Here is a 21,014-nt window from a genome sequence, read left to right on the forward strand (position 1 = left end):
CGATATATTAATAATTAGCTGACTATAAAGTTTTGTTGATAGGTTTCTTCCATTAAAAATTGCTCCTGTTGCAGAGCATCCACTGTTTTTCGTCTTGCTTGCTCAAGTTGCTTAAGCCAGGTTAGGTTTAGCTTGTTTGCATGTAATCCTTCGATTAAATGTTCTGCCAGCCAGTCCGCGTCCCGAAGCGCCTCATTTAAACCAAAAGCTCCTGTTGGTGTCATCGTATGCGCTGCATCACCGATTAGGACAAGACCGTCTTTTGCCCAAGTATCTACTTGACTACTAAAGATATCTAACAAGACAAAATCATGCCATGACTGAATGTGCTTCGTAACATGATGCTCAAGATCAGGAAAAGCCTTAATTAATGTTGCAATAAACGGCTCAAACGACTGTCTTCGCAACCTCGGGTAAGCATCTTCCTCGATGTTCCAGCCAATTTGGATATGACCTGTCGCTTGTGTAAATAAATGAAGCTGCTGGTTGTCCACGATAGCGGAACGAATAACAGGCTGCCAGTCATCTGGTGCAGGAATACGTGCCCATAATAGATCATAACCATGACTACGATGTGACACTGACAAAGCGGCTTGCTTGCGAACTGTTGAATAACGTCCATCTGCACCTACAATAATGGAGCTTTGTAGCTCGAATGGCTCACCATTTTCTAAAACAGCTGCAACCCCGCAATATTGTCCATCCTCATTTTGAAGAAGTTGATTGATTGTGACTCCAGTGTACAGGGTAAAGTTATCATATTGATTTGCCTGATTAATGATTCCATTTAGCAAATCACCTTGGGGTACATGTATACCCACATTTCCATCCGGTGAATCAGGAAATAATTTCTTTACAATTTTTCCACCAGACCAATACTCAATATGCGTTAAAGGTAAGACGGTTCCTTCGGCAAGAAAAGACAAGATTTGATGTTTGTTTAGAACCGCTTCGCCTTCCCCATTCAAAATTTCGCCACGAAATGCTTTACCAAGTGTTGGCTGCTTCTCTAATAAAACGACAGAAAGTCCCGCTTTGGCTAAAACATATGATAGTAATGCGCCTCCAGGACCCGCTCCAATCACACAAACTTCAGCATTTAATTTCATTATATGTTCCTCCCAAGCAGCCAAAAGCTAATTTAAAGCTGTAAAACCAAATCTAACTTTAAAAAATATAAAACAATATTATACATTCTTATCTGATTTTTCGACATAAAAAGAAGACGTCATAATCCGACATTTTCTAATACACTTCAATTCACTTAGTTACTTTATGTAATAAAGTTTATTTTATATTATAAGTTTCGTCAAGTAATTAATTTTTATTATGTAAGCTTGTTAAATTAATAAAGTCATTATATAATTTGGTATAACATTGGTTGTAAACATTAAAAAGAGGTGGAAACAATGACAACAGCGATAATGTGTCCACGGTTTGAAAAAGCGGTTGAATTACTCAGTAAGCGTTGGACTACATTTATTGTATATAAGTTATTAGATGGTCCAAAACGGTTTGTAGAGATTGAAAATTCGCTCTCTAATTTAAGTGGCAAGGTATTGTCCGAACGTTTGAAGGAGTTGGAAGAGGAAGGCATTATTCAACGTACCGTATATCCTGAAAAGCCAGTTCGCATCGAATATGCGCTAACCGAAAAAGGAAAAGCACTTGCTCCTTTGTTTGGTCAAATTCAGGATTGGGCATCAGATTGGATCGTACTTGCTGAATAACACAAATAACCTGACCTAATATGATCTCACATTTAGTCAGGTTATTTGCGGTGCTGTATATTTATTGCTTCATATTCATTGCTTCGTAATGATTATCCAGCTAATTTGTGGATCAGAATGAGACGTAGGTGCATGAGGGGAACGACGTACTGTCACCTCTAAATCCTCATTGTCATTTACATGCTTGTTAAATTGAAGGACATCTTTTGCATTAGTAAAGGTATACCCTTCTTTTACAATGCTGTTATTGATCACAATATCTGCAATCCGGTTTCCTTTAGAGGAGGAGTACCACGGATCATGAAGTCCCACATAAATTGTGTAATCCCCTTGCTCAATAGCAAAACGGTAGCTGAGATCATCACCGGAATTCCCTTTTAAATAACGTAACGCTGTAAATAAATCACCTGAATCACTGCCAGCCGTATTTGTACCATTCCCTATATAACCCCAGTTTTTTCCTTGGGCTGGTTGATAAGCCTGATCAGGCTGATTCGCATTTTGTAAAAGGTCTTTCTCCATTTTAGATAACCATGTTGTATAATGCTCTGTCATCGCTCCCCCTGCATTCACAAAATACACCACATTGTCTGGAATAACATCTAAGTTAAATGAAATTTCTCTTCCGGAAAGCTCTGGTAACACCCCCGTAATGACTAAACGATCAGGCTTGCTAAAGTCTGCGGAGTTAAGTTGCCAATTGACGCTAGTCTGTTTAACTTGGCCGTTTGATGTCTGCACCTCCAGAAATGTAGGCAATTGCGGTACTTCATCAACAGACGTTGTTGTTGGCAATGGGGTAACGACTTTGATGCGATCCATTTTATCTAGCAGCGATAAATCCCACTCATCTACCCATTTTAAAGCAATTTGGTCATCTTGCTGAAGCTCAATGGGCAGCCAGACATAACGAGAGTCCTTTAAATCGCCTTCCTTCCAGCGGTCCCCCATGTATATAAACTTGCCGTTTTCAGGATCAACTGGAATGACAAATGTACTTTGCGAATCAAAGGTTGTTGATGCCTTTTGACCTACAGCAGGATCACGCATCGGCTTCCATGGTCCAAAAATATGATCTGCAACCGTATAACGTGCTGGATTAGGTGCCCAGCCTGTTGCGCCTGAGGTAATCAAATAATATTTCCCATCGTATTTAAACATCGCTGGTGCTTCCCGTTGTGCTCCTGGAAATACACGTACATAATCGACACCATACTCTGCTTGATAGGTGGCATCGCGCTCTTTTTTGCCCTCTTTATGCCAACCTACTACATCGGTATATTCTTCATTCAGCTTAGAAATATAAATTGTCATATTTTCTTCACTGGAATAAATCAAATAAGCAGTCCCATCATCATCCTTAAACAATGTCATATCCCTAGCCATCCCAGGTTGATTAGGTTGACCGTTATATTCCGCTCCAGGTGGTACACGATCCATTCGTTCACTCTTGCCATATACAAACGGACCTGTTGGAGAATCACTTAACGCATACCCTGCTTCTGCTTTGGCATAGTTAGCTGTCGAGGTTGTACTTGGTCCATCCGTGTGGAGCCACATCACGTACTTGCCTGTGCTGTCATTGTAGATCACCTTTGGTCTTTCTAACACTCTTGTACTTCCAATATCATTAAATATGTCTGCTCGATCATTCCGACCTGCATATAACTGTGAAATGAGTGGATCATTATCAAATTGCTCCATGGACTCAATTGCGGTTAATGCGAGCCCTTCATCCTTCCAATTATACAAATCTTGTGAGCTGTAGACATGGATACCTTTGGTTGGTGAATAGCCATACGTTTTATCCTCACCATACCAATAATACGTTGAGGTGTTCTCATCATACAAAATGCCGCCACCATGGGCTTGAATCGGTACCCCATTCGTGTCCTTCCATACTTCTCCTGGTTTAAAGGAGGAATAGGTTTGAATGGCTTCAAGTGCAGAGATTGCTTGATCTAGCTTGCTTTTCCAATTGTGTAGTTCATTTTGTAGTGTAAGCTCGGCTTGTTGTTCATCGTTGATGCTATTAAGAAACTGTTGAGCCTGTGAGATAACATCCTGTAGCGTAGCGATGCTGCTGTTTGTGTATTGTGGATCAGAGGTATACTGCTCTGCGGTAAGTAAGCTTGCTTGTAGGTCTTGAATCTTCATAATATCAGGACTGCTAATTATAATGTAATTAATGAGTGGGTCATTCCAGCGATGAATGTCCCCACCTTGTGGGCCTTGAATTGCGATGTTTAACATCCCATCTGCCACTTCAAGGCTGCGGTACGTAAATTGTGTTAATGTTTCTGATCCTATCGCATAATTACCGCCTGCAAGGTTTTTTCCTTCTGCGATAATATTAACGTCTCTGCCACTCCAGGGATTGTAGAAGCCAAATGTAACATCGTAGTTGCCATGCGGTAATTCAAAATCATAATCAATACTTTTATCTGGACGTTGACTTCCATTATAATAACGTAACGAACCAAGCTTTGTACTATCTTCACTCGTATACACAGCTGTGGTTGTGGTTTTAAGTCCCCACATTTTACCTGTTGTTGGATCAGCTCCATAAGGCTGTTCTGTTGAGCTTGCGTATAATCCTAATTGCTCTCCTTCCTTAACCACGGTTGGCGTAGGATCTCCCGCATTAACAAAATAATAAATCTCAGATTGTGGTGATTGGGTGGGATTATTTTCCTTGCTTTCTGCAGCATGACCTACTTGGAAGCCGAAAGGAAAAGACAAACTCAACATAAGGGTGCTTACTAAAAAATGGCGAAATCCTCTTGATCGACGCTTACGTAAACTGAACATAACTAAATCAAACCTCCCATCAATTATAATTTACCATTCAAATTTAAATGGATATATTACCCATATTCATACTAACGATAAGCTCATCTCCTATGCAATTGTACAAATATGTAATTGGTGAACTATTATAACTTCCATGAAGTGAAGTATTTGGACATATATGTATTTTCTGTGCTTAAACAACGAAAAAACAGCCATACCTGAGTTGCTTTAGCAGCCAGATATGACTGTTTAATGATACATTAAGTCCATTAATGCATTTAGTTCATCGTTTGTTTTCTTTTACGTACATATAAGGCAATCCCCGACAAGATCATTGCTCCTCCAAGAAGCTGGATTGGTAATGAGCTATTTTCACCTGTTTGTGGAAGGGTGCCTGTTGAAGATGGGTTTGATCCTGAACCATCCCCTGTTACTCCACCTAAAGGAATCACATCTACGTCGATAGTAAGGAATTCCTCTTGTCCTTCTTCATTTTGAATAGAAATCGTAAATGAATCTTTACCTTCAAACTTTTTGTTTGGCGTGTAGGTCCAGTTTCCATTTTTATCGATAGTTACTTTTCCGTTTTTTGGTTTTTCCGAAACCTTAGGCGTTGTATTCTCTGGAACCTTTACCTTCCCACTCACTGGCGTTTTCTTAGGCGTTTTTACTTCCTCTTTTTTGGGAGGATTGTTATTTTCTTTGTCCGGTGTGTTAGGTTCGTTTGGTTTTGGCTGCTCAGGTTGTTCCTCACCTGGTCCGTTAGGCTTTTCTGGGTCTGGCTTTTGTGGCACATTAGGCACGGGAGGTGTGCTACCACCATCTGGACCACTTGGCGTTCCACCGCCACCTCCACCTACATATCTTTCATTCGCAATGGTTACTTTTATTTCCTTGTCCTTCACAACCTCAATTGGCGTTAAAGTGTTTTGAAGTACATAACCAACTGGCGCTTGAATTTCCTGCAAATAATATTTCCCAGGTCTAAGCTTAAATAAAGCTTGCCCCGTAGTATCTGTCGTTACTTGATCCACTGCCTTGCCCGAGCTGTCCTTTAGAATTGCTTTATTTTCGTCTAAAATTCTAAAGATTGCATTTGCTAATTTGCGCTCAGGACGGTTCGCTTCAATTTTGGATAGGATCACTGTACCTGGAATTTGCTCGTTCGTGACCTCAACGTTAACCGTCACACCTTCCTCCACAATTTCAAAATTACGTGGGGCTGGATCTAGAACATAATCAGGATGACTGCTAACCTCAACAAATTGATATTGACCTGCTGGAAGATTAGCGACTGTAATCTGTCCCTCAGCATCTGTGGTTAGGTTGTCTTGAATTAACTCACCTGACTCAGTTTGAAGCTTAAATATAACGTCTGCTAACGGTGTTTTCGTTAATGCATCCCGCTTTATAAGCTTAACTGCTCCAACATTAATTTCATTTACAGCCTGAATCTGCTGTGTCGCACTTTGGTTTTCATCTACTGTAAACAAAATTGGTGTGGCATCAAGCTTGTAGCCATGTGGTGCTACGGTTTCAATTAGGCGGTAATGCCCTCCCTTTTGCAAATTGCTATAAGAAATTGTACCGTCATGTAATGTAACCATATCTCTATAATCTACAACGTCTTCATATTCTCCTTGTGCATTACGTAGTTGAAGCTTATAATGCGCACCTTCTAACACTTTATCTGTCTTATCTTTGTCCACTTTAGTCAGTTGTACATCCCATACTCCTTTGACGTTTTTCACTTCAATCGTATGGTTACTGCTACTAAATGAAATCACTTTACCTGTTTTATATTCAAGATCAAACAAATAACCTACAGGTGCAGATAACTCCTTAAGCATATATTCCTTATGCTTGATGTTACTAAATACAGCTAGACCTGCTTCATTTGTCTCTGCCGTTTGAATTAATGTTTTGCCTGTTTTATCATAAAGGCCAAATGTAGCACCCTTGAGCTTCACATCAGGGGAAGCTGCATCTACCTTAACGATCGTTAAATCGCCCTTTGAAGTCGTTCCCCCACCAGAAGCACCTGAGAAAATGACTTTAATGCTTTTATCCTGTGACTTATCTACAACACCAGAGGATTGACCCGCAAATTTCGCTTCGTTCGTAATATCCTCTCCATGATCTGCATTGATAAAGGATTGATATTCTACGATCAACGCGCGATCAATCGCATCAGTAAAGGTTATTATGAACTGGTTATTTTCTATCTCTAATTTATATTGTTCTGGGTCTAGCTCTCCTGCTTTGGTTAAATCATTTACATTTGTTTTGTAAACTTTAAAGGAATCCTTCACCAAAATTTGATTGCTAGAAAGAGTATCTGTGAGCTTCGCCCCTGCCTCAATATGGGATTGGCTACGGTTTACATGTACTGTCCAATAAGCAAAATCTTGATTTTCACCGCTACCCTGTAACCCCGTTTTCATAATGTATTCGCCACCATGTGGGGGTGCTACTGTCGAGGTAAGCTTCGATAAATCGATTGGATTATCCCCATCTCTTAACGTCGCTTGATTGGAATACTGTTCTACGACAGGATGATTAACAAGGCTAGTTTTATACGTAATGCGATAAGCTTTATTGATTGGATTAGCAAACTTGAGCTCAAATCCGTTGATTTGTTCCCCTTGCTTCGTCTCTACAACGGTATAATCAATACCTTCCTGTAGCTGATCTTTTTGAACAACACCATTCACGCCTCCACTCAGCTCTAGCTCATGAACAGTGAGTCGATTTTTATCAAAGGTTTGCTCTCCTGTAAACTGATCGCGTACAACTGCCTGCTCAATTGGATGCAGATTGTAGTTAATATCTATTGTCCACGTAATTTCCTTGGAAGCACGATCATATACACCCGTTTTATTTCCGTTGTTTTGTGTATAGTTATCAGGGTTAATTTTAGCCTCCTTTTCAATAGGGACTTGCGCCTTGCTGTTCTCCTCCCAATCTAGCTTTGCCGTATTCGTATATCCTTTCGTATTTAGCTTAGGATCAAAGGAGGTTTGATACATAATGTTATGACTTGCTGTTACAGGTTGATTAAAGGTAATAATAAAGCCTTGATTATATTCTAAGCCTGAACGCTTAGAAACAGTATAATCTTCACCTTCGGTTAACCCACTGATGACAAGACTATCAGGTAAAAATTGCATATGCTGATCTAAGTCGAAATGGTCAGTAATCACAACATTGTCCATAACCTTCTCATCTTGGTTTAGACTCATGTTCCATGTTATTTTTTTAGAATTATAGTTTACATTTCCTGACGTTTTGTTAAAAATAACCTGCTGTAGGGTATGACTTGCATGCTCCGTTAGCCCACCATGCATAGTCACTTCATTTTCAACTCTAACCCCTTCAGCGTACACACGAGGAATGGATTTGGTTTTATACTTAATTTCGTAAGCTTCACTAATGTCTTTTGTGAAATTCAATTTAAAACCTGTTGCTGTTTTAACAACTTGATAATCCTCGCCTTTAACCATCGGCTGTGGGTTAGTTCCTGCTCCATTATTGGCAATGGTAACTTTGTTCACTACAAAGGAGTTTTCAAGTAGCTCATAATTTTCGGTATCAAAGTGATCTTCGATCCAAGCGTCCCCTTGACTAAAGAAGCGCTCATTAAAGTTATAGTTAACTTTCCAGCCCATCGTTTGTGAATTGGCATCGTAACCATCAGCTAGCTTTTCCAAAGGCTTACTATATTTCACTTGCACTGTCGCTTGTGTCTGCATCAATTCAGACCCTTCACTTGTCCCAGTTACTCTTGCCTTGTTCGTATAACTTGAAATAGAAGTATCCGTAATGGGTGTTGTATACTTCACACGATATGCATCTGAAATATTGCCAAAGGCAATTTCAAAATTCCCTGTTGTTGCCGAAGGTGTGTAGCTGGAAGTTACGTCTTCACCTTCAGTAACACTCCCATTTAAACTCACATTTAATTTGTAAATTTTCAAATTTTCTAATGTAAGATGATGAGGTAATTCATCATGCAGTACTGCATTTGCAATCGTTTGCTCCGCCTTATTAAAATCAATTACCCAGCTCATTTCAGTTGGATTCATCGTTTTGTTAGACGTTGCTGTTTTTGTCATGGGTGCCCCATTCACTTTAAAATGAACTGGAATTGTATATAATGTCTCTTCCTCGACTAAAAATTTTAATTCCTGCTTGGTGCTTTCAGAGGAATTTGAACGTTTAAATTCCCGCCATACATGAAATGTGCCATTATTCACCTCAGCACCCTCATTAATTTCTTCATTAAATGTAAAGGTAACAAGTCCATCCGCACTAATTCTAAATGTGCCTACATCACCCGCTAGTTCTGGTTCATCTTGTCCTCCTGATGGAATGGGTGCTGCCAACTCAAATTGCTGCGGAAGCTGAAAAGAGAACGTTGAACCTGCTTGATATGGATGTCCTCCCTCTAAATGCCAATTCATATCAATTTGTACGCGTGAACCTTGGTCAACAGGAATCTCTGTGATAGATTGACCCGCATCGTTAGTGATAGTAAGACTATCTACCTTAAAATGCTCTGTTGTAATCGGTAAAGCATTTGAAATAGGATCCTCTGCATTAGATAATTGTTGTTGCGACTGCTCCTCTTCTTCTGGAAGTGCCTCAGTGAGATCACTATTCCCCTCGGTATTCTCAACAGCTTCATTATTTTCATTGTTCTGAGCATTCTCAGTCTCACTATTTGGGCTGTTCTCTACATTGTTAGTCTCGCTATTCTGGTTGTCATCTGCATTGTCGCTACTCTCGTTGCTCTCATTATGCTGAGTACTTTCATTATTCATTTCTATCTGATTCTGATGATCTACCACATCTTCTGCGCTCACCAATGAAGAAGGCCATATCGTATTTATTAGCAATAACAAAATTACACCAATAAATACCGATTTTTTGCGCTTATTCATTTTCACCTGTCACCTCACCTCGTATTTTAAAAGAATATAAAATTTAATATAAATCAACCTACTGAATTTTTTCTGAATAACACAAAAAAGCCTCACTGCTAAAAGCAGTGAAGCTAGGGGCGTCTCTGAAAACTCACTCAAGGTTTAGGATTGACTAAAAGTGCTCCAGTTCTCATACCACGTTTTTACCTTATGACTTGGCGTAATATCAAGCAATTCACTCAATGCCTCACATAAGAGTTCATATTGTTTTTTAACCTCTGACGGATAATGGAGGATAGCATTAATTTGCATAAGTCCAAAATATCCAGCTTCCATATATGGGGTAAAATGAATCATTTTTTGATATACTTCTATTGCTTGTGGGTACCTGGATAATGAAAAATATAATTCTGCAAGCTGATTTGCATGATTAAACCATAATAATTGAAGCCGTTCCTGTTCTAAGCTTGCCCAGCTATAAGCAGATTGCGCTAAAAAATGTCCCTGATACATATTCATGATCTCAGTATGCTGTTCTACAGTATGAGGGGTAAATGCAGGCGCCTGCTTCACCGCTATTTCCCATACTTGCACATCTATTTCAACTTCGCCCATCACCATACTGTATCCCCCTTCAACATATTTAATTTCAATAGGCATGCCTACTTCCTTGAGCACCTTACGGATCTGATAGATCGCCGTATGAAGCTGAGTGGTTGCCTTTTCCAGATTGTATTGGGGCCATAACAAATCGATGAGGACCTGCTTATTTATTACCTTATCCCGATTCAACAATAAATAGGAAAATAACTCCTGCGCCTTTAACGTTTTCCATGGAAAGAGCTGCTCCACACCACATTCATCCTTATAATGTAGTTTTTGAAAACAGCCAAGTCTAGGCTTTAGCATGGGATGACCGTGTCCATGAGAAATCATAGGTGAAGAAGCAATACGATTTAATGTAATATCTAACCGATTTGATGTCACTGGCTTTAGCAAATAATCGATAGCATCAATCTCAAACGCCTTAATGGCATAATCTTTATATGCTGTCGTAAAAACGATGTACATCTGAGGTTGAAGTTTAAGTAATTCATCTGCAAGCTCAAATCCATTCATTCCTGGCATTTCTATATCCAAGAAAGCTAAATGAATTGGGGTCTTCTCTGCAACTTTAATTGCCTCAGCAGGCATTAAAAACTCTCCAATTAAAGCAAGTTCCATGCCAGGTGGAGCTTGCTTCTTTAGCATGTCCTTAAGTCTAAATACCGCAAGATGCTCATCGTCGACAACTAGCACATTTAAAGTCCTATTCATTTAAGCGATCCTCCCAAGCGTAAATAAACGACAATGTTTATAATATCATATTTTTTCTGTGGCATATCTATTTTTCCATTGTTGATATATAGAAGCCCATTTTTTTATCGTCATCGCACCAATACGGTTTTTCTTTCATAATATGTCTTGACTGTATCCCTTAACCTTGTTACACCACATAACCCGAGCAAGGAGGGGTGACGCATTTTGAAAAGCAACGAACGTAATAGTAAATTTTTGTTAACTCATCGTGAGCGCGAAGTTTTTGAACTTCTCGTACAGGATAAAACGACTCGCGACATTGCAGGCCAACTGTTTATTAGCGAAAAAACAGTAAGAAATCACATATCTAATGTGATGCAAAAGCTCAATGTCAAAGGTCGTTCGCAAGCAGTCGTGGAGCTAATCAAGCTTGGGGAGCTAAAAATCTAGTTATAAACATAAAGCCTTCTTTTCTTATTTTATTAAGGAGAGAGGGCTTTTGTTTTGTTGTTCTATAGTTTTAAAATAAAAACAAGCAATTACCTTTAATATCGGTAATGCTTGTTAATTTCCAAGTTCAATATTCATCGTTCCAAAATTCACCTTGCACTTCGCTCTAATCATAAAATCAATACCAACAATTCCATCAAATCCATATGGCTCTTGAATTGAACCAAGTTGAATTGGAAAATCAGTTAAATCAACGTGCTCGATACTTAGATCAGAAATATGTTGCTCATAGCAAATTTCACTTGTTCCCCCAACTCCATACATGCGTTTGGCTCGTCCATGTATAAAATCAATGTGAATATCTATTGCAGCTAATGCATCGGTATCAAAAACTGTTGCTGCACAGCCTGTATCAAATAGGATATTATCCAAAATAATAGATTTTTCATGATGGATTATGGTTAGTGAAATAATAGGTAAGCCCTGCTTTAGTTTCAGTTTCATGTTCGTTGCCGTACTCCTGAGAAAAACTCCTCTACTACCTCAACATCGCTTCTGCTTGTATGGAATACATATAGCTCACGTAAAGGATGTAGCTTATGCAATTCTTTATAACCAGTCCACGCATCCTTCGGATTATCAAAATCTTGAATAACAGCCATATCCTCTAATTGCCGTACACGATTGCTGGAGCTTGCCTTGATTGCCTCAACTAGCACAAAACGACTTGGATGTAGTTCAGTAATTTCTCCCCATTTCATCGGCTTCACCTCACTTGGAACTGTAATAATCCTATTATAGCATAGTTGCCTTAGAACGAAGGAAGTGGATGCGAACGATTGTAATTATATGGTACGATACTACATGAGACATCAGACAAATTTACTCATAATAATATACTGGAGTTGTTCGAATGGAATTAATATATTTGTGGGTGCAAAAATTTAGAAACATAAAAGAATTAGGATTTAATTTTTCGTCAAACTTCAACGTAACTTATAATAGAGATTCAAAAAAGCGCGAACTCAAAATAATGAAGACAAGATCACAGTCATTATTCAATGAAAAAATCAGCAACATTACTGCAATAATAGGTAAAAATGGTAGTGGGAAAACTAATCTGCTGGACTTATTAGGGGAGAAAATGGAGATTAGACGGAATCTCGGAGATGAGGAATATTTTATTATATATCATATAGAAGATGATATATATGCCATTGAGGGGATAAGGTGTGAGATAATATGCGTAGTCCTAAATGGTTGACTATAATTACATTTGTAATCAGTGCTACTAGTCTTATAGGAACAATTCTCCTTCATAGTAAAGAACAGATGCTACTAATTTATAACATCTCACTTGCACTTTTTGGAAGTGCAGTATTAGGATTTATTATGTCTCTAACTGAATATTTTGCTGTTAAACGAAAGGCAATGGAATTATTTTATGAAGAAGCTATACAGGCTATTATTTTGATTGGGAAAGCGAATTATTACTTTGATGATGATGATTCTAATAAAGTTGAGAAGCTTATTGATTATTACATTGAATTGCACAATAAAAACTGGACTAATTTAAAGAATGCATATGGAAACTTGGATTTCATATTTTCCAATAGGTCGTTGAGAAAATGGACTTACGAGAGCATTTATATTCCCATCATTCATTTCAAAAAATCTATAGGTGTGCCAGCTTGGCATTTTCAACTGTATAAGTCAGGTGAAGGTAATATAGCAGTTTGTAAAACACTTCTCCAAGAAATGAACAAAAACTGGTTTGTGGCAAAAGAAATTAAGGATGAAAATAGTCATACGATTACTGTATATCGAAAACACTATAACGACTTATCAAATGCAGTAGAGCATTTTCGTTGTAAAATATATGGTCAATTTTTTGAACCAGAGGAGCTAACTCCTTACACTGCAAAAACAAGAACGGTCAAATCTCTATAATCATGTGGCTAATACCGACGTACTTCAAACCACATCTCTAATGTGATGCAAAAGCTCAATGTCAAAGGTCGTTCGCAAGCAGTCGTGGAGCTAATCAAGCTTGGGGAGCTAAAAATCTAGTTATAAACATAAAGCCTTCTTTTCTTATTTTATTAGGAAAAGAGGGCTTTTGTTTGTTCCCTTCCCTTTAGTGATTACAATCACAAACTTATTAAGTCAACGTGATAGATTTAAATAATTAAAGAAGCTTTGGAGGGTCTATCATGTCAAGGTATGCACAGCAAAGGGTATTTTTAAAGTCTAATTTTCATCAATTTAAAGGAATTAAAACCGATAAAATCAAAGGTTTGGGGCAACCACCTGTCGTTAAACCCTTTGATGCAAGCTCACTTATTATTGATTTACCAAAGGTTAGTAAAGACGTTGTAAGTAATGAAAACATTTTTGATTGTATCACACAACGAAGAAGTACGAGATTTTATTCTACAGACTCATTAAGTTTAGAGGAATTGTCCTATTTATTGTGGGCTACGCAAGGTATTACAGGGATGAACAAGCTTGGTCTTACGTTACGAACCGTCCCTTGTAGTGGCGCAACACACACATTTGAAACGTATTTGATGATTATGCGTGTTGAGGGAATCGAGCAAGGGATTTACAGATACCTTCCAGTAGAGCATAAGCTATTATTTATGTTTAAGCTGGATGAGCTTGAAGCTAAAATTGACGACATTACGTTAGATCAACCTTTTGTACCTAACTTTGCTAAAAAAGCCTCCGTTCTATTTGCATGGAGCACAACCCCCTACCGCTCAGAGTGGAAATATGATATTTCAGCTCACAAAAAAATTCTTATCGATGTTGGACACGTATGCCAAAACCTATATTTGGCTAGTGAGTCGATTGGTGCAGGTGCTTGTGCAATAGGAATCTATGATCAAAAACTTATTGACGAGGTTCTCCAATTAGATGGTGAAGAAGAATTTATTATTTATCTTGGAGCTGTAGGGAAGAAACGAGATTAGCTCTCGTGAACCTCCCCCCTTCTTTCCTACTTTCAAATAGGCTTGCCCAGCAGCGTTGTGACATTTAACTCAGAAAAAAAGTAGGTTCTACGGTAATATATTAAGTGAAATATTTCACATAATGATTTTGCATATTTCTAATTAGGGGGAGACAGAAGTGAGAAAAGTCAGGTATGAGCTTTTAGGCAGAAAGGCAATGTTAGTAAGCTTGATTATGATTTTAGTTTTATCTATGTTAGCGGGTTGTGGAAAAGGGAGTTCCAAATCCGAAAGCGCTTCACCAAAAGATGGCGCAACATATGTAGCTGGAACCTACTCAGCTAAAGTGTCTGGTATGCATGAAATGACGGTTCATGTCACTGTGTCAGATACAGCAATTACAGATATTAAGGTAGACCATAAGGAAACCTCTGGAGTTGGAGAACCCGCAACAGAGTCCCTACCTGCTGAAATTATTGAAACGCAGGGCTTAGGTGTAGATGCAGTGGCAGGAGCAACCCTTACGAGCAAAGCAATCATAGATGGCGTTAAGGATTGCCTCAAACAAGCTGGTCTAAATGAGGATGGGATTAACAAGCTATTAGCAATTAAGAAAAAAGAGACAAAGGAAGCGGATCAAGAGCTTACCGCTGATGTCGTTATCATCGGGGCGGGTGGCGCAGGTATGGCCGCTGCAACAACGGCAAATCAAGCAGGTAAAAAGGTCATCGTCATTGAAAAGGCGTCTAAAATGGGTGGCAATACGATCCTTTCTGGTGGAGCCTTTAATGCGGTGGATGATGGCAGTGAAACTGCGCTAGCAAATAAGGACAGTGTGGAGAAGCACTACACGCAAACCTTTGAGGGCGGAGATAAACAAGGAGATCCAAAGCTGGTGCATACCCTTGTAGATAACGCTTGGTCTGGTGTAGTGTGGCTAAAAGAGCTTGGTATGAAATTCCATGATAACGTATTCACAGTAACTGGTGGCATGTGGCCTCGTGCACATAAGCCAATTGAACCAGAAGGCACAGGATTTTTTAAGACTTATCAGGAATACATCGATAAACATGATGGCATTACGATGGTTTACAATACAAAAGCCGATGAACTTATCGTGGAAAATGGGATTGTTACTGGCGTAAGCTGCACAGGTAAGACTGGCAACAAGATTACGGTCAAAGCTCAAAATGGTGTAGTTTTAGCTACAGGTGGTTTTGGTCAAAATGTTGAAATGCGTGTAAAGTATAATGAAATCAACAAAAAATGGCCTACCCTAGACTCCTCCATTCCAAGTACAAATACGAGTGGTATTACAGGTGATGGCATGATTATGGCTGAGCAAATTGGCGCTAAGCTCATTCAAATGGAAAATATTCAGTTGCTTCCATTAGGTGATCCAAAAACAGGAAGCCTTTCAGGCAATATTGAACATGCTGTTGAAAGTAGAATTTTCATTAATCTAGATGGGAATCGTTTTGTAAATGAAGGTGGACGTCGCGATGAGATGACACTTGCGTTGTTCAAACAAAAAGAAACAAAAATGTTTATCGTTATGGATAGTGACACGTATCCAAAGGGGAACGAAGTAAATAATTTTGGGGAGACCATTTCAAGCCTAGTAGACTCTGGTCGTAGTTTAAAAGCGGATACCTTAGAAGAGTTAGCTAAATTAATGGGTGTGCCTGAGAAAAACTTGATTGACACCGTGAACAACTATAACCGTTATTGCAAAGGCGGAGACTTAGAAGGTAAAAAGGACGAATTTGGACGTACATTATTTACCGATACTGATGGCATTAACAATGGGATTAATAATGGTCCATTCTATGCAGCAGCGCGTGTACCTACTGTCCATCATACGATGGGTGGCGTTCAAATCAATGAGCATGCACAGGCGATTTCAACCTCTGGAGAAATCATTCCTGGTCTGTTTGCTGCAGGTGAAGTGACAGGTGGGATTCATGGTACGAATCGTCTAGGTGGAAATGCGTTAACAGATACGATCGTATTTGGACGTATTGCTGGCACAAGTGCTTCCAATTTTGTAAAATAACTTAACCTAGCAGTAAAATAAGTAAGAGCTCACAAGAAACGTCACCTAAGTCTAGCTTGGGTGGCGTTTTTCATTTTAAGCTAAAAGGAGCATTAAAACTATTGGTACGATGATGATTGTGTATTTGTTAATTTACCTAGTACAACCCATTAACTCATGCTTTGTTCAAGCTTTTTTTGCATAATATCTTTTAAAAAAATCATCATATAAATCGTCATAATCATTTTCGATTTCATAAGCTAGCTCATTAATAATGATGTTGCTATCCTTTACATCTGCGTTAACTAGCGCATCTAAAAATATATCGGTAATTTCTTTATTCCAATGTATAAAAAGTAAAAACAAATAAGTCATACAGCCAATAGCATCTTCTTCAATTAATATGTTTATATTATTAATAATAATTTGTGAAGAACGTTTTGGATCAATTAAAACTGCATTATTTATAACCTCAGTAACAAATTCATTCTGCTCACTATTAGTAGCGTTATCACTATAAAGCTTCATTATGTCTGCAATATCATCTATGCTGATATCTTGTTCTATGTTTGAACATAACTCATTCATTAAATGAATACCTTGATCCTTTTCCTTTAAAGCATAGACTGTTTCGTATAACTTTTTGTCATACATTTTGTATCCCACCTCATCCCCATACGCTAAATTTGGCCAACCATCCATCCTCCGTATAGCCCTCCTGATTACAACTTCCCCCTAAACCTCTTGAAATCTTTGCTGTAATTTCTTTTGATGTTGTTCAAGGATTTGCTCTAAGGTAATGTTATACTTATCTGCCAAAATAAATATATTATCTAATACATCACCTAGCTCCTCGGTTAAATTATCTAGTAGCTGTTCTGAAGAAGCTGCTTGCTCATCTGGTCGATCTCTACCAATTTCTAAAGCCCGAACCGCTCTAGCTACCTCTCCTGTTTCTTCCGACAAAAAGTTGACCCGTATAAAAGGATTTAAAGCATACCATCCCCGATTTTTATAAAAGTCGCTAATCCAACATTGATATTGATTAATGTCTAACACAATACAGCACCCTCCCTTTTCATTTTATGATAACATAGATGAGAATGGAGAAAGTCAGGAAATTATACTGGAGGAATTGAATTGAAGCGGATAGCTGTTTATTGCGGGGCAAGTAAAGGAAATAATCCTGTGTATGAGCAAGCTGCAATTGAGTTAGGTGATTGGATTGTCAAGCACCATTACGAGCTTGTCTACGGTGGGGGTAAGGCAGGACTGATGGGACTGATTGCAGATACCGTATTAAAGCAAAATGGTGTCGTTACTGGTGTCATTCCTACCTTTCTGAAGGAGAGAGAACTAGCACATAATGGACTAAAGGAATTAATCGTCGTTTCTAACATGCATGAAAGAAAAGCAAAAATGATTGAGCTTGCCAACTGCTATATTGCCCTTCCTGGGGGACCTGGCACATTAGAAGAAATTACCGAGGTGATTTCATGGGGGAGAATAGGGGAGCATGTAAATCCATGCATTTTTTATAATGTAAACGGATATTATGATTTATTGGAACAATTTTACGATAAAATGGTGGCAGAAGACTTTTTGACTCAGTCAGACCGAGACAAAATTTTAATCTCTAGTGACTTAATGGAGATTGATGACTTTATTGAATCTTATATTCCACCTAACATTAGAAAATACAACTAAAAAATACACCTAATTAGGTGGGGCTGGGACTACATTATTAATGTAATCCCAGCCCCTTATTCTTTTTATCTCTGGATTCTTTTCTTCTTTATCTTTACTTATTTCTTTTTATTTATCTTTTCATATCAAAAAGTCTATACGTATTTATCTTTATATCTTTATACCTGCATACCTTTAAATTTTGTCATCTGTAATTGTATTATCATTCTTGTGCTTTGGCCAAGTGATCACAACCTTGAATAAATCACCATCAAGTACAATCTGAATGTTCCCGCCTTGCATCTCCACAAGATTTCTCACAATGGCAAGCCCAAGCCCAGAGCCTTCGGTATGACGTGCCTTGTCTCCACGAATAAATCGTTCCATCGCATCCTCAGCAGTAAATTCTAATTCGGATGCAGACATATTTTTAAATATCACTTGAACTTCCTGATCTTTATCATCCACTTCAATGTACGCTCTGGAATGAGGCGCCGCATATTTAATTATATTTGTATATAAATTTTCAAAAATACGGTAAGTTCTTTCGCTATCTAATTGCAGTAACACCTTATGATCAGGTAGATTGAAACGGAACTGAATGGTAGAATCCTTAATCCGCTCTGCAAGCTCTACCTCTACCTGCTGAATAACCTCCACGATATTTACGTCCATCCGATTTAAAACCATATTATAATCTGACGTTCGACTAAGCTCTAATAAATCATCAATGAGCCGTTTTAAGCGTTGTGATTTTTGATTTAAAATGTTTACATATTTTTGTTTGTCCTCTTCTGTTCCTTGCTGATCTAACAATAAATTGACATAAGTAATGATTGCTGTAACTGGTGTTTTCAGATCATGCGATACGTTAGTAATAAGCTCACTACGAAGCTTTTGACTTTTGACTTCCTCAGCTACCGCGATTTTAAAACCATCTTTTATTTTTTCAAGTTGCTCCTTTAACGGATTAAACATGCCTAAATCCTGATCAATCATAATTTCTAAATTTTTATCTGCCATTTGTTCTGTTGCTGATAGCAGCGTGTTATAGTTGCTTTTAATTTGGTTCAGACGTTTAGAAAGAATATAAAATAAAACAACAAAGAGTATAGGAATAATAAAGCCAAAATATACAATAAAGTTAGCTACTATTCGACTAAATGAATAATATTGAGAAGGAAGAAGAAGAAAACTCCCAATAAAACAGCCAATGAAAAGCACGCCATACAACATCAGTAGTAGCTTAATAAGTGCCTTATTGCTACGCTCACGTAAATCGATTTCACTTAATGAGATTAAAAATGACTTAAACCTTGCCCAAGAACACAACATTAGAGCCTTCACCTTTAGTATTAAAAAACCAGTGATTGTACGTTTCTTTAAATAACCTGCTATACCTAAGTCCGCTAATTGAGTAACACAGAGTGCTCCCACATGCCACATTGACAAAATTAAAAATATAAGCAATATAATCCCAATGACATGCAAAATTTGTTGCACATTAAGTATTTCATTGTGCATCATGAAATTGGACCAAGGTAACAACAACAAATATGAGCAAGTACCTATACTTATGATCACTACCCATACTTCAAATGGAATTTTAGCCAACCAAGGATGATGTATAACCCATTGTTTTCTTCCTGGCAATAGGAAGGCTAACATAAAGGCACAACCAATTGCACTCCAGAGTGTTAAATCAAAGCCCGCATCTGCAAAGGAGCCATCTTGGCCTTGAATAATGACCGTGTTTTTCATATAAAAATCCCTATCTTTGGCAGCAAAAACGAGGGTGTAATCCTTTGGTGGTTGAAAAGCCTTCATTACGTTGTCCGCTTGAAATCGTTCCAACTTATTTAAAGCTGGCTTAATTAAGGTTCGATTCAAATCCATTGTCATTAATTGCTCTTTTTTAGTTTTATCAAAAAGCCACCAAAACGGAACATTCATACGTCCTTCAGCATCAAAATTTATAACAGCGTAAAATTGAAACTTATCTTTTAGAATCTGTCCGCCAATAACATGTTCTAAATTCTCAATTGAATTTGTGAGTGATTTTTTATCCTTATCTCGCATGATATAATACTGCAACCCATATTGCTCTAAATTTTTATTAAAATCTAATTGCCAATTTTCTATCAAATTATTGATCGGATACACACCAGAACCATTAAATTTAGGAAGATATAAAGTATCAGCAAAAAAACGTTTACCCGCTATTGTTCCTTCCAATTCAACTGGCAAAACATAACTTGCCTTTAACAAATTTTCAATAAAATCATCCTTTAGAGATTCCTTTATAGAAACAATACCACTCTGCTCTATCTGATCCGCATTTTTAGCAATTAAAGGGTACAAACTAACCATAATGATCGCAAGGATCAATAATAACACCCATCTACTCCACCAACCGTTCCACCAGCTTTTCAACTTATTGCTTTTCCAATTTATAGCCAACACCCCATACCACCTTTAAATATTTTGGCTCCTTCGGATTAATTTCAATTTTTTCTCGAATATTTCGAATATGCACCATTACGGTTTCTGTAGAAATGACACGCTCCTGCCATACTCGTTCATATATTTCCTCCGCTGAAAAGACTCGTCCAGGGCTTTTAATAAGTAAGCTTAGTATTTTAAATTCAATAGGTGTACATTTTACAGCAACACCATCAATACTAACCTTAACTAAATTCTCATCTAACTCTAAGCCACCGATCGTAAAGACATGTTTTTGCTCCTTCTGAGTTACTGTATTTAAGTATCGATCATAACGTCTAAGCTGTGAGTTAACTCTTGCTAATAACTCCATTGGTGTAAATGGCTTTGTAACATAATCATCTGCACCGATATTGAGTCCAGTGACCTTGTCAATTTCCTCCGATTTAGCACTTAAAAAAATAACTGGAAAATCGTAGTCTTGTCTTAACTGCAACGTCATCGTAATTCCATCCATCATAGGCATCATAATATCAACAATCGCTAAATGAATATGTTCTCTCTTGATGACCTCTAGCCCCTCATAACCATTAGATGCTTGGAACACTTGATAACCTTGATTTTTTAAATAAATACTCACTCCTTCTGCAATTTCTTTATCATCCTCAACAACTAAAATCGTATGTGACATTTTGCTCCC

17 protein-coding genes and 1 pseudogene are annotated in these 21,014 nt (G+C 38.0%); 8 read left to right on the forward strand and 10 right to left on the reverse strand.

Going from position 1 to position 21,014, the window contains the following annotated elements:
* Positions 1 to 14: 14 nt before the first annotated feature.
* Positions 15 to 1,109 carry an FAD-dependent monooxygenase gene (locus J2Z32_RS08400; protein ID WP_210088708.1) on the reverse strand — a complete coding sequence of 365 codons (1,095 nt, stop codon included), beginning with the start codon at positions 1,107 to 1,109 and terminating at the stop codon, positions 15 to 17.
* 300 nt (positions 1,110 to 1,409) lie between these two features.
* On the opposite strand from J2Z32_RS08400, the gene J2Z32_RS08405 reads away from it, so the two are divergent.
* A complete protein-coding gene (locus tag J2Z32_RS08405) occupies positions 1,410 to 1,730 on the forward strand; it encodes a winged helix-turn-helix transcriptional regulator (protein WP_210088709.1) in 321 nt (106 codons plus the stop codon).
* Between the two features lie 75 nt (positions 1,731 to 1,805).
* On the opposite strand, the gene J2Z32_RS08410 is transcribed toward J2Z32_RS08405, so the two are convergent.
* The 3 genes from J2Z32_RS08410 to J2Z32_RS08420 form a co-directional block, all read right to left on the reverse strand.
* Positions 1,806 to 4,541 carry a glycoside hydrolase family 43 protein gene (locus J2Z32_RS08410; RefSeq protein ID WP_210088710.1) on the reverse strand — a complete coding sequence of 912 codons (2,736 nt, stop codon included), beginning with the start codon at positions 4,539 to 4,541 and terminating at the stop codon, positions 1,806 to 1,808.
* Between the two features lie 260 nt (positions 4,542 to 4,801).
* On the reverse strand, positions 4,802 to 9,466 hold the full coding sequence (locus tag J2Z32_RS08415) for a collagen binding domain-containing protein (RefSeq protein ID WP_210088711.1): 4,665 nt from the start codon (positions 9,464 to 9,466) through the stop codon (positions 4,802 to 4,804).
* 144 nt (positions 9,467 to 9,610) lie between these two features.
* Entirely contained in the window at positions 9,611 to 10,765 is a 1,155-nt protein-coding gene (locus J2Z32_RS08420; protein ID WP_210088712.1) for a response regulator, read from the reverse strand.
* Positions 10,766 to 10,972: 207 nt separating this feature from the next.
* Between J2Z32_RS08420 and J2Z32_RS08425 the strand changes: the two genes are divergently transcribed.
* Positions 10,973 to 11,197 (forward strand): helix-turn-helix domain-containing protein, encoded by a 225-nt coding sequence (locus J2Z32_RS08425; RefSeq protein ID WP_210088713.1) that lies wholly within the window; start codon positions 10,973 to 10,975, stop codon positions 11,195 to 11,197.
* Between the two features lie 114 nt (positions 11,198 to 11,311).
* Here J2Z32_RS08425 and J2Z32_RS08430 read toward each other — a convergent pair whose 3' ends face one another.
* Complete coding sequence (locus J2Z32_RS08430) at positions 11,312 to 11,701, reverse strand: pepsin/retropepsin-like aspartic protease family protein (protein ID WP_210088714.1); 390 nt, start codon at positions 11,699 to 11,701, stop codon at positions 11,312 to 11,314.
* Complete coding sequence (locus J2Z32_RS08435; RefSeq protein ID WP_210088715.1) at positions 11,698 to 11,958, reverse strand: hypothetical protein; 261 nt, start codon at positions 11,956 to 11,958, stop codon at positions 11,698 to 11,700. Before J2Z32_RS08435 ends, J2Z32_RS08430 begins: the two co-directional genes overlap by 4 nt.
* A 152-nt stretch (positions 11,959 to 12,110) precedes the next feature.
* Between J2Z32_RS08435 and J2Z32_RS08440 the strand changes: the two genes are divergently transcribed.
* The 5 genes and pseudogenes from J2Z32_RS08440 (at position 12,111) to J2Z32_RS08460 (ending at position 16,207) form a co-directional block, all read left to right on the forward strand.
* Complete coding sequence (locus tag J2Z32_RS08440) at positions 12,111 to 12,461, forward strand: AAA family ATPase (RefSeq protein ID WP_210088716.1); 351 nt, start codon at positions 12,111 to 12,113, stop codon at positions 12,459 to 12,461.
* Positions 12,440 to 13,147: a hypothetical protein gene (locus J2Z32_RS08445; protein ID WP_210088717.1), complete on the forward strand. Its 708-nt coding sequence runs from the start codon at positions 12,440 to 12,442 to the stop codon at positions 13,145 to 13,147. Before J2Z32_RS08440 ends, J2Z32_RS08445 begins: the two co-directional genes overlap by 22 nt.
* Positions 13,148 to 13,174: 27 nt before the next feature.
* Positions 13,175 to 13,267 (forward strand): annotated as a pseudogene (locus J2Z32_RS08450) (LuxR C-terminal-related transcriptional regulator); the annotation flags it as partial.
* Between the two features lie 143 nt (positions 13,268 to 13,410).
* Complete coding sequence (locus J2Z32_RS08455; RefSeq protein ID WP_210088718.1) at positions 13,411 to 14,172, forward strand: SagB/ThcOx family dehydrogenase; 762 nt, start codon at positions 13,411 to 13,413, stop codon at positions 14,170 to 14,172.
* A gap of 157 nt (positions 14,173 to 14,329) precedes the next feature.
* Positions 14,330 to 16,207 (forward strand): flavocytochrome c, encoded by a 1,878-nt coding sequence (locus J2Z32_RS08460; protein ID WP_210088719.1) that lies wholly within the window; start codon positions 14,330 to 14,332, stop codon positions 16,205 to 16,207.
* Between the two features lie 165 nt (positions 16,208 to 16,372).
* Here the strand turns inward: J2Z32_RS08460 and J2Z32_RS08465 are convergent, their stop codons facing one another.
* Together J2Z32_RS08465 and J2Z32_RS08470 are read right to left on the reverse strand one after the other, a co-directional pair.
* A complete protein-coding gene (locus J2Z32_RS08465) occupies positions 16,373 to 16,888 on the reverse strand; it encodes a hypothetical protein (protein ID WP_210088720.1) in 516 nt (171 codons plus the stop codon).
* A gap of 33 nt (positions 16,889 to 16,921) precedes the next feature.
* Complete coding sequence (locus J2Z32_RS08470; protein ID WP_342453937.1) at positions 16,922 to 17,245, reverse strand: MazG nucleotide pyrophosphohydrolase domain-containing protein; 324 nt, start codon at positions 17,243 to 17,245, stop codon at positions 16,922 to 16,924.
* A gap of 81 nt (positions 17,246 to 17,326) precedes the next feature.
* Here J2Z32_RS08470 and J2Z32_RS08475 point away from each other — a divergent pair, with 81 nt between their 5' ends.
* On the forward strand, positions 17,327 to 17,893 hold the full coding sequence (locus J2Z32_RS08475; protein WP_245251310.1) for an LOG family protein: 567 nt from the start codon (positions 17,327 to 17,329) through the stop codon (positions 17,891 to 17,893).
* Positions 17,894 to 18,067: 174 nt separating this feature from the next.
* On the opposite strand, the gene J2Z32_RS08480 is transcribed toward J2Z32_RS08475, so the two are convergent.
* Both J2Z32_RS08480 and J2Z32_RS08485 read right to left on the reverse strand, forming a co-directional pair.
* Positions 18,068 to 20,332 carry a sensor histidine kinase gene (locus J2Z32_RS08480; RefSeq protein WP_210088721.1) on the reverse strand — a complete coding sequence of 755 codons (2,265 nt, stop codon included), beginning with the start codon at positions 20,330 to 20,332 and terminating at the stop codon, positions 18,068 to 18,070.
* The gene (locus tag J2Z32_RS08485; RefSeq protein ID WP_210088722.1) at positions 20,307 to 21,005 is read right to left on the reverse strand and encodes a response regulator transcription factor; all 699 of its coding nucleotides are present in this window, start codon (positions 21,003 to 21,005) and stop codon (positions 20,307 to 20,309) included. The genes J2Z32_RS08480 and J2Z32_RS08485 overlap by 26 nt, the downstream gene beginning before the upstream one ends.
* Positions 21,006 to 21,014 lie beyond the last annotated feature (9 nt).

This window comes from Paenibacillus turicensis (assembly GCF_017873435.1).
Lineage (GTDB): Bacteria > Bacillota > Bacilli > Paenibacillales > Paenibacillaceae > Fontibacillus > Fontibacillus turicensis.

What these genes read in the sequence shown, in the direction of transcription:
- J2Z32_RS08405 (WP_210088709.1), top strand. Translation starts at nt 1,410, where the DNA reads ATGACAACAGCGATAATGTGTCCACGGTTTGAAAAAGCGGTTGAATTA.
- J2Z32_RS08410 (WP_210088710.1), bottom strand. Translation starts at nt 4,541, where the DNA reads ATGTTCAGTTTACGTAAGCGTCGATCAAGAGGATTTCGCCATTTTTTA.
- J2Z32_RS08455 (WP_210088718.1), top strand. Translation starts at nt 13,411, where the DNA reads ATGTCAAGGTATGCACAGCAAAGGGTATTTTTAAAGTCTAATTTTCAT.
- J2Z32_RS08420 (WP_210088712.1), bottom strand. Translation starts at nt 10,765, where the DNA reads ATGAATAGGACTTTAAATGTGCTAGTTGTCGACGATGAGCATCTTGCG.
- J2Z32_RS08430 (WP_210088714.1), bottom strand. Translation starts at nt 11,701, where the DNA reads ATGAAACTGAAACTAAAGCAGGGCTTACCTATTATTTCACTAACCATA.
- J2Z32_RS08440 (WP_210088716.1), top strand. Translation starts at nt 12,111, where the DNA reads ATGGAATTAATATATTTGTGGGTGCAAAAATTTAGAAACATAAAAGAA.
- J2Z32_RS08415 (WP_210088711.1), bottom strand. Translation starts at nt 9,466, where the DNA reads ATGAATAAGCGCAAAAAATCGGTATTTATTGGTGTAATTTTGTTATTG.
- J2Z32_RS08400 (WP_210088708.1), bottom strand. Translation starts at nt 1,109, where the DNA reads ATGAAATTAAATGCTGAAGTTTGTGTGATTGGAGCGGGTCCTGGAGGC.
- J2Z32_RS08445 (WP_210088717.1), top strand. Translation starts at nt 12,440, where the DNA reads ATGCGTAGTCCTAAATGGTTGACTATAATTACATTTGTAATCAGTGCT.
- J2Z32_RS08465 (WP_210088720.1), bottom strand. Translation starts at nt 16,888, where the DNA reads ATGGATGGTTGGCCAAATTTAGCGTATGGGGATGAGGTGGGATACAAA.
- J2Z32_RS08435 (WP_210088715.1), bottom strand. Translation starts at nt 11,958, where the DNA reads ATGAAATGGGGAGAAATTACTGAACTACATCCAAGTCGTTTTGTGCTA.
- J2Z32_RS08485 (WP_210088722.1), bottom strand. Translation starts at nt 21,005, where the DNA reads ATGTCACATACGATTTTAGTTGTTGAGGATGATAAAGAAATTGCAGAA.